Below are 16,365 nucleotides of genomic sequence, written 5' to 3' on the forward strand. Positions count from 1 at the left end.
GCCGGCCGCGCCGCCCGCGGGTGCGGGTTGGCGGCCCGCCGGGACGGTGCTGGTGACCGGTGGTACGGGCGCCTTGGGTCGGCACGTGGCGCGCTGGTTGCTGGCGAACGGGGCGGCCGAGGTGGTGCTGGCCTCGCGGCGGGGTCCGGCGGCGCCGGGCGCGGCCGAGCTGGTCGACGAGTTGGGCGCGGTGCGGGTGGTGGCGTGCGACGTCACCGATCGGGCCGCGGTCGAGGCTATGGTCTCCGGGCTGCCGGAGCTGACCGCCGTCGTGCACACCGCCGGGGCGTCCGGCGGCACCACCGCAGCGCACGAGGTGACCGACGGCGAGCTGTCGGAGACCCTGGCCGGCAAGGTGCTCGGCGCCCTGCACCTCGACACCGCCTGCCGGGGTCGGGACCTCGACGCGTTCGTGGTCTTCTCCTCGGTCGCCGGTGTCTGGGGCGGCGGCGGGCAGGCCGGCTACGCGGCCGGCAACGCCCTGCTCGACACCCTCGTCGCCGCCCGCCGGGCGAAGGGCCTGCCCGCCACCGCGCTGGCGTACGGCCCGTGGGCGGAGGACGGCATGGCCGCCGGGGAGACCGCGGACGGCCTGCGCCGCCGCGGGTTCAGCCCGCTCGCGCCCGACGCCGCCGTCGCGGCGCTCGGCCGCTGGGTGAACGCCCCCGAGGCGGCCCCGGTGATCGTGGACGTCGACTGGTCCCGGTTCGTCACGGCGTTCACCGCCGTACGGCCGAGCCACCTCTTCGACCGGGTCGCCCCCGCCGTCGCCGGGGAGCCGCAGCGGCCGGAGAACACCGCCGCGACCGACGGGCTGCGCAACCGGCTCGCCACGCTGCCGGCGACCGGCCAGGAGGCGCTGCTGGTCGACCTCGTCCGCGCGGAGGCGGCGGCCGTGCTCGGCCACCCCACCACCGACCAGGTGCCGGCCGGCCGGGCGTTCCGCGAGCTGGGCTTCGACTCCCTCGCCGCCGTGCAGCTGCGGGACCGGCTGGGCCGGGTCACCGGCCTGACCCTGCCGTCGACAGTGGTCTTCGACCACCCCTCGGCGGCGGAACTGGCCCGCTTCCTGCGTACCGAAATCGTGGTCGGCGCGGACGGCGGCCCGGCTGCCGGCGGCGCGACCGCGGCCCGGCCCGCGGCCGACGAGCCGATCGCGATCGTCTCCATGGCCTGCCGCTTCCCGGGCGGGGTGTCGTCGCCGCAGGAGCTGTGGCGGCTGCTGGCCGACGGAGTGGACGCGGTCACGCCGATGCCTGCCGACCGGGGCTGGGACCTCGACGCCCTGTTCGACAGCGACCCGGAGCAGGTCGGCACCAGCTACACCCGCAGCGGTGGCTTCCTGCACGACGTCGCCGGCTTCGACGCCGCGTTCTTCGGGATCAACCCGCGCGAGGCCCTCGCCATGGACCCGCAGCAGCGGCTGCTGCTGCACACCACCTGGGAGGCCTTCGAACGCGCCGGCATCGACCCGCACGGCGTACGCGGCTCCGCCACCGGCGTCTTCATGGGCACCAACGGGCAGGACTACGCCACACTGCTGCTGGGCGCCCGAGCCCAGGTGGAGGGCTACCAGGCGACCGGCAACGGCGCGTCGGTGGTCTCGGGCCGCCTGGCGTACTCGTTCGGGCTGCACGGCCCGGCGGTCACCGTCGACACGGCCTGCTCGTCGTCGCTGGTGGCCCTGCACCTCGCCACGCAGGCGCTGCGCAGCGGCGAATGCGACCTCGCGCTGGCCGGCGGCGTGACGGTGATGTCGACGCCGGGCGCGTTCCTGGAGTTCTCCCGGCAGCGCGGCCTCGCCGCCGACGGGCGGGTCAAGGCGTTCGCCGAGGCCGCCGACGGCACCGGCTGGGGCGAGGGCGTCGGCGTCCTGCTGCTCCAGCGGCTCTCCGACGCCCAGCGCGACGGCAACCGGATCCTCGCCGTCGTACGGGGCAGCGCCGTCAACTCCGACGGCGCGAGCAACGGCCTCACCGCGCCGAACGGGCCCGCGCAGCAGCGGGTCATCCGGCACGCGCTCGACAACGCCGGCCTCACCCCCGCCGACGTGGACGTCGTCGAGGCGCACGGCACCGGCACCACCCTCGGCGACCCGATCGAGGCGCAGGCCCTGCTGGCCACGTACGGCAGGGACCGGACCGCCGACCGGCCGCTGTGGCTCGGGTCGGTGAAGTCGAACATCGGCCACACCCAGGCCGCGGCGGGCGCCGCCAGCCTCATCAAGATGGTGCTGGCCCTGCAGCACGAGGTGCTGCCGAAGACCCTGCACGTCGACGCGCCGACCCCGCACGTCGACTGGTCCTCCGGCACGCTGGCGCTGCTCACCGAGGCACGACCGTGGACCACCACGGAAGGGCCGCGCCGGGCGGGCGTCTCCTCGTTCGGCATCAGCGGCACCAACGCCCACGTCATCCTGGAACAGGCCCCGGACCGTCCGGAGCCGGTCCTCCCCGACGGGGACCGTCCCGCGGCGATCCTGCCGTGGCCGGTCTCCGCCGCCGACCTGCCCGCGCTGCGTGAGCAGGCCGGCCGGCTGGCCGACCGCGTCGCGACGGGCGACGACCCCGCCGACCTGGTCGCCTGGGCGCTCGCCGACGGCCGGGCCCACCTCGGCCGGCGGGCCACAGTGGTGGCCGCCGACCGGGCGACCCGGCTGGCCGCGCTGCGCGCCCTGGCCGCCGGGGAGGAGCACCCCGCGGTGGTCACCGCCCGGCGACGCGGCGGCGGCCTCGCGGTCCAGTTCTCCGGCCAGGGCGCCCAGCGCCCCGGTGCCGGCCGCCGGCTGTACGACACGTTCCCCGTCTTCGCGGCGGCCCTCGACGAGGTCTGCGCGGCCCTGGACCACCAGCTGCCGCAGCCGCTGAAGCCGGTGCTGTTCGCGGCCGAGGGCAGCGCCGAGGCGACGCTGCTCGACGAGACGGTCTTCACCCAGGCGGGGCTGTTCGCGCTGGAGGTGGCCCTGTTCCGGCTGGTCGAGTCGTTCGGGGTGGTGCCCGGGCACGTTGGCGGGCACTCCATCGGCGAGATCACCGCCGCGCACGTCGCCGGCGTGCTGTCCCTCGCCGACGCCGCCACGCTGGTGGCCGCCCGGGGCCGGCTCATGCAGGCCCTGCCCGCCGGGGGCGGGATGCTCGCCGTCGCCGCCGACGAGGCGGCCGTCGTCGAGTCCCTGGCCGGGCTGGGCGACCGGGTCGGCGTCGCCGCGGTCAACGGCCCCACCGCCGTGGTCCTCGCCGGGGCCCTCGACGCCCTCGACGGGCTGGAACGGCTCTGGCGGGAACGCGGCGTACGCACCCGCCGGCTGCGGGTCAGCCACGCGTTCCACAGCCCGCTGATGGAGCCGATGCTGACCGATTTCCGAGCCGTCCTCGACGGACTGACGTTCGCCGCGCCGCTGCTGCCGATCGTGTCGAACCTGACCGGGCGGCTCGCCGAGCCCGACGAGATCCGTACGCCTGGCTACTGGGTGCGCCACGTCCGGGAGGCCGTCCGGTACGCCGACGGGATCGCCGCGCTGCGCGACGCGGGCGTGGACACCTTCCTGGAACTCGGACCGCAGGCGGTGCTGACGGCGATGACCGCCGGCCTGCTCCCCGACGCCGACGACGGCACGGCCGTGGCGGCGCTGCGCGCCGGCGCCGACGAGCCGGCCGCCCTGCTCGCCGCGCTGGCCGTCGTGCACGGCACCGGGCGCGACGTCGACTGGGCGGCGGTGCTCGCCGCGCTGGCCGGCCCCCGCCCGGATCGCCGGCTGCTGCCCGAGCTGCCGACGTACGCGTTCCGGCCGCAGCGCTACTGGCCGACCCTCGACACGTTGCCGGCACCGGCCGCCGACGACCCGGTCGACGACGCGTTCTGGCGGGCCGTCACCGACGGCGACCTGGGCCGCCTCGGCCTCGACCCGGACCAGCCGATGCGCGAGCTGCTGCCGGAACTGGAGTCGTGGCGGCGCCGCCGGCAGCTCGACGGCACCCTGGCCGGCTGGCGGTACCGGGTCACCTGGGAACGCCGGGCGCTGACCGTCGCCGACCCCGGCACGTGGCTGGTGGTGGCCCCGCGGCACCAGGTCACCGAGCGGGTGCTCGCCGCCCTCACGGCCGGCGCCGCGACGGTGCACCTGCTGACCGTCGACCCGGCCACCGTCACCCGCGACGGTCTGACCGCCGACCTCGACCGGCTCGCCGCCGCGCACCAGCCGACGGCGCTGCTGTCCCTGCTGGCGCTGGACGAGGCGCCGCACCCGGAGCAGTCCGCGCTGCCGACCGGCCTGGCGGCGAACCTGCTGCTCGTGCAGGCGCACACCGGCCGCTCCGGCCCGGCCGTGCCGCTGTGGCTGGCCACCACCGGCGCCGTCGCCGTCGGCGGGGAAGCGGTCGTGCACCCGACGCAGGCCACCACCTGGGGCCTCGGCCTCGTCGCCGCGCTGGAGCACCCCCGGCACGTCGGCGGAGTCGTCGACCTGCCGGCGGACCCGGCCGAGGCGGCGTACGCGGCCCTGGCCGGGGCCCTGGTCAACGTCGACGGTGAGGACCAGATCGCCGTCCGGGAGGCCGGCGTGCACACCCGGCGGCTGGTCCGCGACACCGGGCTGCCGGCGGCGGGCGACGGCTACCGGCCGAACGGCACCGTCCTGCTCACCGGCGGGACCGGCCCCCTCGCCCGGCACACCACCGACTGGCTGGGCCGCCACGGCGCCGAGGTGCTCCCGCTGGCCGAGCCGGCCACGGGCAAGCTCGGCGACCTGATGGAGCGGCTCGCCGCCGAGGAACGGCCGGTGACCGCGCTCGTGCACGTCCCGGCCGAGACCGGCTCGGTGCCGCTGACCGAGCTGACCCTCGCCGCCCTGGCCGCCGACCTGGCCGCCACCGTCGGCGACGTCCCGAGGTACGCCGACGAGCTGGCCCACCGCCCGCTCGACGCGTTCGTGCTGTGCACCTCGACCACTGGGGTGTGGGGCGCGGGCGGCCGGGCCGGCCAGTCCGCGGGCGACGCGCTGCTGCACGCGCTCGCGGCGAGCCTGCGCCACGGGGGACTGGCGGCCACCGCCGTGGCGTGGGGCCCGTGGCGCGACGATCCCGAGTCGGCGGAGCAGACGCAACTGCGCCGGCGGGGCCTGCCGGGCCTGCCCCCGGAGCTGGCCGTCGAGGCGTTCGGGCAGGCGCTGCGCGCGCAGGGGGCGCTGATCGTCGCCGACGTGCGCTGGGACCGGTTCGTGCCGACGTTCGCGTCGATGCGGCAGTGCCCGCTGCTGACCGGGGTCCCGGAGGCGGGCGCGGCGATGCCCGCCGACGACGAGCGCCGGCCGGCTGACGACGAGGCGGCGACCGCGCTGCGGGAGCGGCTGCGTCCGCTGAGCCCCGCCGACCGCGAGGGCGTCCTCGTCGACCTCGTGGGCGGCCTGGCGGCGACCGTGCTCGGCCACGGCGGCGACGCGGGGCTGGAGCCTGACCGGGCGTTCCGCGAGGTCGGCTTCGACTCGATGACGGCCGTGGAGCTGCGCAACCGGCTCCGCGCCGCCACCGGCGTCCATCTGCCCGCCGCCGTGGTGTTCGACTACCCCACGCCGGCGGCCCTCGCCCGGCACCTGCGCGACCGGCTCGCCGAGGACGGCGCCGCCGCGGCGGCGCCGCTGCTCGCCGAGCTGGAACGGCTCGACGGCGCCTTCGCGGCCGAGGCGCCGGACCGGCTGACCCGGCAGAAGCTGCTGGTGCAGCTGCAGGCGTTCGTCGCCCGGTGGGGCGACGACCGTGGTCCCGCCGAGGAGAAATCGGCCACGCACACCCTCGACGACGCCACCGACGCCGAGATCTTCGATTTCATCCACCGCGAGCTGGGTGGCCCCGGCGGCAATTTGCCAGGGATCTAGAAATGGTGTCGTACGACCGTTGTCGGCGGTCGTGACACGCCGGGCCGGGCGGGTCCGCGCACTCGCCCGGCCGCACCCCGCGAGGGCGGTGCGCCGCACCGCTCGCAGGGCGGGTCGGCCCAGCCTGCGCCCCCGCCACCTAGGGGCACCCGTAGGGGCACGCTAGGGGTTGTGACCGCCGTCCGGCGACAATTACCTTTCGTCCGGCGCGTAAGACCTGGTGGGGGGCTGAAACGCCATTTTGTCTGGCAATTCGTGGTCGGCTGAATGGGTTTGGATCTTCGCGGCTTGTGGCGTCCGTGGACGGTATTGGGTCGCTGTTTCTCTCCGACCCGAAGAGGTGGCGTCAATGGCGACTGAAGATACGCTCCGGGAGTACCTGAAATGGGTGACGGCGGACCTTCACCAGACCCGGAGGAAGCTCGGCGAGCTTGAGGCGGCCAGCCGCGAGCCGATCGCCATCGTCGGCATGGCCTGCCGCTTCCCGGGCGGGGTGGGCTCGCCCGAGGAACTGTGGGAACTCGTCGACTCCCGCCGCGACGCCTACTCCGCGTTCCCCGCCGACCGCGGCTGGGACCTGGCGCGGCTGTTCCACCCGGACCCCGACCATCCCGGCACGTCGTACGTCGCCGAGGGCGGCTTCGTCGACTCCGCTACCGAGTTCGACGCCGCGTTCTTCGGCATCTCGCCGCGCGAGGCGCTGGCCATGGACCCCCAGCAGCGGCTGCTGCTGGAGACCTCGTGGGAGGCGTTCGAGCACGCCGGCATCGACCCCTCGACGCTGCGAGGCCACCAGGTCGGGGTGTTCGCCAGCACCACCGGCCAGGACTACGTGGGGCTGCTTCAGCAGCCGCCGCCCGGCACCGAGGGCTACATCCTCACCGGCACCGCGGCCAGCGTCGTGTCCGGCCGGATCTCGTACGCGCTCGGCATCGAGGGGCCCGCCGTCACCGTCGACACCGCCTGCTCGTCGTCGCTGGTCGCGCTGCACCTGGCCTGCCAGGCGCTGCGGCAGGGCGAGTGCACCCTGGCGCTGGCCGGCGGCGCCACCGTCATGTCCACCCCGTCCGCGTTCATCGGCTTCAGCCGCCAGCGCGGCCTGGCCCTGGACGGCCGGGTCAAGTCGTTCGCCGCCGCCGCCGACGGCACCGCCTGGGGCGAGGGGGCCGGCCTGCTGCTCGTCGAGCGACTCTCCGACGCCCGCCGCAACGGCCACCCCGTGCTCGCGGTCGTACGCGGCAGCGCCGTCAACTCCGACGGCGCGAGCAACGGCCTGACCGCCCCCAACGGCCCGTCCCAGCAGCGGGTCGTGCTCCAGGCGCTGGCCAGCGCCCGGCTCGCGCCCGAGCAGGTCGACGTCGTGGAGGCGCACGGCACCGGCACCACCCTCGGCGACCCGATCGAGGCGCAGGCGCTGCTGTCGACGTACGGGCAGGGCCGGCCGGCCGACCAACCGCTCTGGCTCGGCTCGGTCAAGTCGAACATCGGCCACACCCAGGCCGCCGCCGGCGTGGCCGGCGTGATCAAGATGGTGATGGCGTTGCGGCACGACACCGTGCCCGCCACCCTGCACGTCGATGAGCCCACCCCCAACGTGGACTGGACGGCCGGCGCGGTCGCGCTGGCCACCGAGCCGCGGCCGTGGCCCGCCGGGGAGCGGCCCCGCCGCGCCGGCATCTCCTCCTTCGGCATGAGCGGCACCAACGCCCACGTGATCATCGAGGAGGCACCCGCCGCCGACCCGGCCCCGGCGGACGCCCCGGACGGCTCCGCCTCCGAGACCGACCCGGTCACGGCGCCTGGCACCGCCCCGGTCGACGGGGCCGGCCTCGTGCCGGTGCTGGTCTCCGCCCGCGACGCCGGATCCCTGACCGCGCAGGCCACCCGCTGGGCCGACTGGCTCGACGACCGCCCCGGGCTGCGGCTGACCGACGTCGGCTGGTCGTCGGCGAGCACCCGGGCCGGCCTGGAGCACCGCGCCGTACTGCTCGCCACCGACCGCGCCGACCTGGCCGCCGCCCTGCGCGCGCTGGCCGCCGGCGGCGACGCCCCGGGCCTGGTCACCGGCGCGGGTCCGCGCGGCGGAAAGCTCGCGTTCCTCTTCTCCGGCCAGGGCGCGCAGCGCAGCGGCATGGGCCGCGAGCTGGCCGCCGCGTTCCCCGTCTTCGACCGGGCACTGGCCGAGGTCTGCGCCGAGCTGGACCGGCACCTGCCCCGCCCGCTCGCCCCGGTGCTCTTCGCGCCCGAGGGCGACGAGGCGGCCGGGCTGCTCAACCAGACCCTCTACACCCAGGCCGGTCTGTTCGCCGTCGAGGTCGCGTTGTTCCGGCTCCTGGAGAGCTGGGGGGTCGTCCCGGACGTGCTGCTCGGCCACTCGATCGGCGAGCTCTCCGCCGCGCACGCGGCCGGCGTGCTGTCGCTGCCCGACGCCGCCACGCTGGTGGCCGCCCGGGGCCGGCTGATGCAGGCCCTGCCGGCCGGCGGCGCGATGCTGGCCGTCCAGCTCCCCGCCGACGCCGTCCGGTCCGCTCTGGCCGACGTCGAGGACCGGGTCGCGGTGGCCGCCGTCAACGGGCCCACCGCCGTCGTCGTCTCCGGCGCCGCCGAGGCCGTCGAGGAACTCGAACGCCGCTGGGCCGACCAGGGCGTACGCACCAGGCCGCTGCGGGTCAGCCACGCCTTCCACAGCCCGCTGATGGAACCGATGCTCGCCGAGTTCGCCGCCGTGGTGCGCCGGCTGGAGCTGCACCCGCCGGCGCTGCCGATCGTGTCGAACCTGACCGGCGCCGTCGCCGACCCCGACGAGATCCGCACCGCCGAGTACTGGGTGCGGCACGTGCGGGAGGCGGTCCGCTTCGCCGACGGCGTCGAGCAGCTGCGCGCCCTGGGCGTGCGTACGTTCCTGGAGGTCGGCCCCAGCGGAGTGCTCACCGCGCTGACCCGCGACGTCCTGGCCGACGACGAGACCTCCGCCGTGGCGCTGCTGCGCCGCGACCGCCCCGAGCCCACGTCGGCGCTCACCGCCCTCGCCGAGCTGCACGTCGGCGGGGTGGAGGTCGCCTGGACGAGGCTGTACGCGGGAGCCGACACCGCGCGGGTGCCGCTGCCCGGGTACGCCTTCCGCCGCCGGCGCTTCTGGCCCGAGCCGCCGCCCGCCGGCCCCGGCCCCGCCTCCTCCGACGGCGACGACGAGTTCTGGACCGCCCTGGAGCAGGCGGACGTCGACACGCTGCGCGGCGAGCTGGGCGACGACGAGCAGGTACGGGCGCTGCTGCCGGCCCTGCCCGCGCTGTCCTCCTGGCGCCGGTCCCGGCGGGAACGCTCCCTCGTGGACGGGTGGTCGTACCAGGTGAGCTGGCAGCCCGTGCCGGTCGAGGACGGCGACGCCCCGGCGGGCCGCTGGCTGGTTGTGCTGCCCGCCGAGGACGCGCCGGCGTGGGCCGACGGCCTGGCCGGGCTCTTCGGCGACGCCGAGCCGCTGGTGCTGCGCGTCGGCGCCGCGGACCTGGACCGCGCGGCGCTCGCCGCCCGGCTCCGGATGCTGACCGGCGACCGCGGTGTCGACGGCGTGCTCGCCGTCGTCGCCGGCCAGGACCGGCTGCTGCCCGAGCACCCCGGCGTGACCCTCGCCGCCGCCGGCACCCTCGCCCTCGTCCAGGCGATGACCGACCTGGACCTGGTGGCGCCGCTGTGGTGCGTCACCAGCGGCGCGGTGGCGGCGGCCCCGGGCGACCGGGTCGTGCACCCGCTGCAGACCGAGGTCTGGGGCCTCGGCCGCGCGGCGGCCGTCGAGCAACCGCACCGCTGGGGCGGCCTGGTCGACGTGCCGGCCACCGTCGACGCCGCCATCACCCGGCGGCTCGCCGCCGTGCTGGCCGGCCACGGCGGCGAGGACCAGGTGGCCGTGCGCCCCGGCGGAACCTGGGCCCGGAGGCTCACGCCGGCCCCGCCGACGACCGACGAGAACCCCGCCGGCGACTGGTGGTCCGGCGCCGTCCTGGTCACCGGCGGCACCGGCGCCCTCGGCGGCCACGTCACCCGCTGGCTGCTCGACCGGGGCGCCGGGCGGGTGGTCCTGGCCAGCCGCCGGGGCGCCGCCGCCCCCGCCGTGGCGGACCTGCTCGACCGGTACGGCGCCGACGGGCGGGTCACCGCCGCCACCTGCGACGTCACCGACCGGCGGTCCGTGGCGGACCTGGTCGGCTCGCTGCCCGACCTGACGGCGGTCGTGCACGCCGCCGGCACCGACCAGCTCACCCCGATCACCGACACCACCCTCGACGAGTTCTCCCACGTCGTCGCGGGCAAGGTGCTCGGCGCCCTGCACCTCGACGCCTGCCTCGCCGAGCGCGACCTCGCCGCGTTCGTCATGTTCTCCTCCATCTCCGGCGTGTGGGGCAGCGCCGGGCAGTGCGCGTACGGCGCCGGCAACTCTCTGCTGGACGGCCTGGCCGTCAACCGGCGCGACCGGGGCCTGCCGGCCACCGCCGTTTCCTGGACGGCCTGGGGCGGCGCGCACGGCATGGCCGCCGAGAACGTCGCCACCGAGCAGCTCAACCGGATGGGCCTGCCGCCCGTCGACCCGGAGAAGGCGCTCGTCGCCCTCGACCGGGCGCTGCGCCGGCCCACGCCCTGCGTGACCGTCGCCGACGTCGACTGGAGCCGGTTCCACCCCGCGTTCACAGTGGCCCGGCCCAGCCCGTTCCTCGGCGACCTGCCGCAGGTGCGGGCGCTCGTCGCCGAGGAGGAGGCCGCCACGCCGGCGGCCGGGGTCGCCGCGCCATTGCGCCACCTCGCGGCGCTCCCGGCCGCGGAGCAGGAGCGGGAGCTGCTGCGCCTGGTCAACGAGCAGACCGCGGCGGTGCTGGGCCACGCCACCCCCGACGAGCTGCGCGGCCGCCCGTTCAAGGACCTCGGCTTCGACTCGCTGACCGCCGTGGACTTCCGGGGACGGTTGAACGCGGCCACCGGCCTGCGGCTGCCCACCACACTGGTCTTCGACTACCCGACCCCCGCCGAGCTGGCCGCGCACCTGCGCGAGCTGGTCTCCGGCGCCGCCCCGGCCGCCGCCCCGCAGACCGTCGTCGTCGATGCCGACGAGCCCGTCGCGATCGTCGGCATGGCCTGCCGCTACCCCGGCGGCGTCGACGGGCCGGAGGCGTTCTGGCGGCTCGTCGCCGACGGCGTGGACGCCATCTCGCCGTTCCCCACCGACCGGGGCTGGGAGATACCCGAGCCGGCCGAGGGGACGCACCCGCCGGCGGGCGGCTTCCTCCACGACGTGGCGGACTTCGACCCCGCCTTCTTCGAGATCTCGCCCCGCGAGGCCCTCGCCATGGACCCGCAGCAGCGGCTCACCCTGGAGACGTCCTGGGAGGCACTGGAGCGGGCCGGGGTGGACCCCGCGTCGCTGCGCGGCAGCCGTACGGGCGTCTTCGTGGGCGCTTCCACCTCCGGCTACGGCACGGGCCTGACCGAGGTCCCCGAGGGCGTCGAGGGCTACCTGATGACGGGCGCCGCGCACAGCGTCATCTCCGGCCGGGTCGCGTACGCCCTCGGGCTGGAGGGCCCCGCCGTCACCGTCGACACCGCCTGCTCCTCGTCGCTGGTGGCGCTGCACCTCGCCGGGGCGGCGCTGCGGCGCGGCGAGTGCGACCTGGCGCTGGCCGGCGGCGTGGCCGTGATGGCCACCCCGACGGCGTTCCAGGAGTTCTCCCGCCAGGGCGGCCTCGCCTCCGACGGGCGGTGCAAGTCCTTCGCCGCGACGGCGGACGGCACCGGCTGGTCCGAGGGCGTCGGCATGCTGCTCGTGCAGCGGCTCTCCGACGCCCGGCGGCAGGGCCGCCGCGTCCTCGCCGTCGTCCGCGGCTCCGCCGTCAACTCCGACGGCGCGTCGAACGGCCTGACCGCCCCCAACGGCCCCTCCCAGCAGCGGGTGATCCGGCAGGCGCTGGCCGGCGCCGGGCTGGCGGTCACCGACGTGGACGTCGTCGAGGCGCACGGCACCGGCACCGTCCTCGGTGACCCGATCGAGGCGCAGGCGCTGCTGGCGACGTACGGGCAGGACCGGGGCGACGCCGGCCCGCTGCTGCTGGGCTCGGTCAAGTCGAACATGGGCCACGCGCAGGCCGCCGCCGGTGTGGCCGGCGTGATCAAGGTGGTGCTGGCGATGCGGGAGGGGACCGTACCGGCGACGCTGCACGTGGACGAGCCGTCGCCGCACATCGACTGGTCGGCCGGCGACGTGGAGCTGGTGACCCGGTCCCGGCCGTGGCCGGCCGTCGACCGGCCCCGCCGCGCGGCGGTCTCCTCGTTCGGCATCTCCGGCACGAACGCCCACGTGGTCGTCGAGCTGCCCACCGACGCGCCCGCCGACGCCGAGCCGGTCGACGCACCGATGCCGCCCGCAGCCGCTGCGGAGGGGGAACGCGCCGCCGGGCTGCTCACCGCCGACGTGGTGGCCTGGCCCGTCTCGGCCCGCTCCACCTCGGCCCTGGCCGCGCAGGCGTCCCGGCTGGCCCGGCACCTTCGCGCGCACCCCGGCCTCGCCCCGGCGGCGGTCGGCTGGTCGCTCGCCGCGACCCGCTCGGCGTTCGACCGGCGCGCCGCCGTGCTCGGCGCGACCCCCGGCGAGCTGCTGGCCGGCCTGGACGCGCTCGCCGCCGGCACCCCGGCCGGCAACGTCGTGACCGGCACCGTCGCCAACCACGGCGCGGGCCCGGTGTTCGTCTTCCCGGGCGCCACCCCGGCGGGGGCGGTGGCCGCACTGGTGGGCCGCTGCCCGGTCTTCGACGACACCCTCGCCGAGTGCCGGCAGGCCCTCGCGCCCTGGGTCGACGTCGATCCGGCCGCCCTGCTCACCGGCGCGGACGCCTCCTGGGGCGAGCGGCCGGAGCTGGCCCGGCCCGTGCTGTTCGCCGTCGGGGTGGCGCTCGCCGCCGTCTGGCGGCACGCCGGCGTCACCCCCGCCGCTGTCGTCGGCGACGGCGACGGCGAGGTCGTGGCCGCGTACGTGGCGGGCCTGCTGTCCCTGCCCGACGCCGCCCGCACGGTGGCGTTGCGGGCCCGCGCCGCCGCCGGCCACCTGGACCACGACGGCCTCCGCGCCGCCCTCGCGGGGCTCGCCCCGCAGCCGGGGACCGCCCGGCTGGCCTCCACGTTCACCGGCGACTGGGCCGATTCGGCCCGCCTCGGTGTCGACCACTGGGCCGACCTGAGCGGCCTTGGTGTCGACCGGGCGGGCCCCGGTGCCGACCCGGCCGGCCTCGGAGCGGCGCCGACCGCCTCCGGCGCCGACCGCCCGGCCGATATCGCCGGGGGACCGGAGCGGCTCGACGCCGCCCTGCGCGCCGCCGTCGCGGCCGGACACGTGACATTCGTGGAGATCTCGCCGGAGCCGGCGCTGACCGACCGGGTCGCCGCCGTCCTCGACGCGACCGGCGTCACCGGCCACGTCCTGGAGACCCTCGCCGGGTCGGACGACGCCGCCACCCGGCTGCTGACCGGCCTCGCCACCGCGCACACCCTCGGCCTGGCGGTGGACCACCGCCGACTGCTGCCCGAGGCCGAGCCCGTCGACCTGCCCACGTACGCCTTCGACCGGAACCGCTTCTGGCTGGAGCGCACCGGCGCGCACCGCTCGGTCCTGCCCGCAGTGGGCCTCGACGTGGTGGACCACCCGCTGCTCAGCGCGGTGGCCGACCTGCCCGGCGACGAGGGCCTGCTGTTCACCGGCCGGATCACCCTCACCACCCACCCCTGGCTCGCCGACCACGCCGTGCTGGGCACGGTGCTGCTGCCCGGGACGGCGCTTGTGGAGCTGGCGTCCTGGACCGGCCGGCAGGCCGGCACGGCGACCGTCGCCGAGCTGAACCTGGAGGCGCCGCTGGCGATCCCCACCGAGGGCGGAATCGACCTGCGGGTCCGCGTCGGCCCGCCGGACGAGACCGGGCACCGGCCCGTCGCCGTCCACACCCGGCGCGACGACGACACCGGACCCGACGGTTCCCGGGCCTGGCAGCGGCACGCCTCCGGCCAGCTCGCCGACACCGTCGACCCGGACCCCGTGCCGGCCGCCGTGTGGCCGCCGGCCGACGCCGAGCCGATCGCCCTCGACGGGCTCTACGCCCGGCTCGCCGCCCAGGGCTACCACTACGGCCCGGTCTTCCGGGCGCTGCGCGCCGCCTGGCGGTCGGGCCCGGACATCCTCGCCGAGGTCGCCCTGGACGCCGACGCGTCCACCGACACCACGGCGTTCTCCGTGCACCCGGCCCTGATGGACGCGGCGCTGCACGCCATCGGCGCCAGCGCCACGGACGGCGCCACCGACGCCACGGCCGGCGACCCCGCCGGTGGCGCGTCGGGCACCGAGGGCGGCCCCGGCATCCGCCCGGGCCTGCCGTTCACCTGGTCGGGCGTGACCATCCGACCCACCCGCGCCCGCGAACTGCGGATCCGGCTGCGCGCCACCGACGCCGGCTCCGTGGCCCTGACCGTGACCGACACCGGCGCGACCCCGGTCGCCTCCGTCGACGGTCTGGTCCTGCGGCCCATCTCCGGCGAGCAGCTCAGCGCCGCCCGCCGCTCGGCCAGCCGGTCCCTGCACCGCCTCGACTGGGTCGCCCCCGCCACCGGCCGCGCCGACGGCACGTCCCGGCTCGTCGCCCTCGGCGACGACTGGCCCGGCGCCGACCGGCACCCGGACCTGTCGACGCTGGTCGCCGACGTACGCGCTGGTGCCGCCGCACCCGACGCGGTGGTGGTGACCTGCGCCGGAACCGCCACCGGCGAGCCACACCCGGCCGCCCAGGCGCACCGGGTCGCCCACCGGATGCTCGCGCTGGCCCAGCAGTGGCTCGCCGAGGAGACCCTGACCGCCGCCCGGCTGGTGGTGGTCACCCGCGGCGCGGTCCGGGTCGACCCGGACGAGCGGATCGCCGACGTGCCGGCCGCCACCGCCTGGGGCCTGCTGCGCTCCGCCCAGTCGGAGAACCCCGACCGGATCGTGCTCCTCGACGTCGACGACGACGCCCCGGCCGCCGCGCTGCTGCCGGCCGCTCTCGCCACGGGCGAACCCCAGCTCGCCGCACGTGCCGGGCAGCTCCGGGTGCCCCGGCTGACCCGGCTCGGCCCGCCCCCGGCCGACGCGCCGGGCCCCGACCTGGCCGCCGGCACCGTCCTGGTGACCGGGGCGACCGGTCTGCTCGGGCGGCTCGTGGCACGGCGGCTCGTCACCCGCCACGACGTACGGCACCTGCTGCTGGTCAGCCGCAGCGGGGCGGACGCACCGGGCGTCGCCGCGCTGGTCGACGACCTGGCCGGGCTGGGTGCCACCGCCCGGGTGGCCGCCTGCGACGTCACCGACCGCGACGCGCTCGCCCTGCTGGTCGATGAACTCCCCGCCGACCAGCCGCTGACCGGCGTGGTGCACGCCGCCGGGGTACTCGACGACGGCGTCCTGCCCGCGCTCACCCCGGAGCGCTTCGACGCCGTGCTGCGTCCCAAGGTCGACGCGGCGTGGCACCTGCACGAGCTGACCGAGAAGCTGGACCTGGCTGCGTTCGTGCTCTTCTCCTCGGCGGCCGGCCTGTTCGGCGGCCCCGGGCAGGCCAACCACGCGGCGGCGAACTGCTTCCTCGACGCCCTCGCCCAGCACCGGCGCGACCGGGGACTCCCGGCGCTCTCGCTGGCCTGGGGCCCGTGGGTGAACGACACCGGCGACGGGCGGACCGGGCACGTCGACGAGGCCCGGATGAACCGGGGCGGCTTCGTGCCGCTCGGCGCCGAGGAGGGCATGGACCTGTTCAGCGAGGCCCTGCGCTTCGCCGAGCCGGTGGTCGTACCGGTCAACCTGGACCTCGCCCTGATCGGCCGGCACGGACCGGCGGCGGTCCCGCCGGTGCTGCGGTCGCTGGTGCGGCCGGCGACGACCGGCGCGGTACGGGCCGCCGAACGCGATCCGGCCGAGGCGCTGCGGGAGACCCTCGCCGCCACGGCGGAGGCCGATCGCGACCAGGTGCTCTCCGACCTGGTGCGGACCCACGCCGCCGCGGTCCTCGGCTACGCGTCGATCCGCTCGATCGACGTCGAGCGCGGCTTCGTCGAGCTGGGCTTCGACTCGCTGACCGCGGTCGAGTTCCGCAACCGGCTCAACGCGGCCACCGGGCTGCGGCTGCCGTCCACGCTGATCTACGACCGGCCGACCACGGCCGCGCTGGTCGAGTACCTGCGGGGCGCGCTGCTGGCGGAGCGGAGCACCTCCGCGCTGACGGTGCTCGGCGAGCTGAACAAGCTGGAGCACGCCATGCGGGCGGTGGCCTCTGCCGACACCGACCGGGCCGCCGTCGGCGCCCGGCTGCGTGAACTGCTCTCCCTGTGGACCTACACCGAGTCCGGTGCGGACTCCGCCGCCGACGAGGGCGCCAGCCTCGAGTCGGCCTCCGCCGAGGAGATCTTCAGCCTGCTGGACGAAGAGTTCGGCTCGGCCTGATCCGGCA

At 77.1% G+C, this 16,365-nt stretch carries 2 protein-coding genes (1 of these 2 only partly in view); both read left to right on the forward strand.

The genetic code is table 11. The annotated features are described in order from the left end of the window. Nucleotides 1–5,869 carry the final stretch of a type I polyketide synthase gene (locus FB455_RS03520; protein WP_145752174.1) on the forward strand. Its footprint begins 23,942 nt before the window's first position, so only the last 5,869 of its 29,811 coding nucleotides appear in the window; the start codon falls outside the window, past its left edge; it ends in the stop codon at nucleotides 5,867–5,869. Between the two features lie 349 nt (nucleotides 5,870–6,218). Continuing rightward, nucleotides 6,219–16,358 (forward strand): type I polyketide synthase, encoded by a 10,140-nt coding sequence (locus FB455_RS03525; RefSeq protein WP_145752177.1) that lies wholly within the window; start codon nucleotides 6,219–6,221, stop codon nucleotides 16,356–16,358. Nucleotides 16,359–16,365: the final 7 nt, after the last annotated feature.

This window comes from Micromonospora sp. CNZ296, from assembly GCF_007827635.1.

Excerpts from the sequence above, each read along its gene's own strand:
- FB455_RS03525 (WP_145752177.1), top strand. The coding sequence starts at position 6,219 with ATGGCGACTGAAGATACGCTCCGGGAGTACCTGAAATGGGTGACGGCG.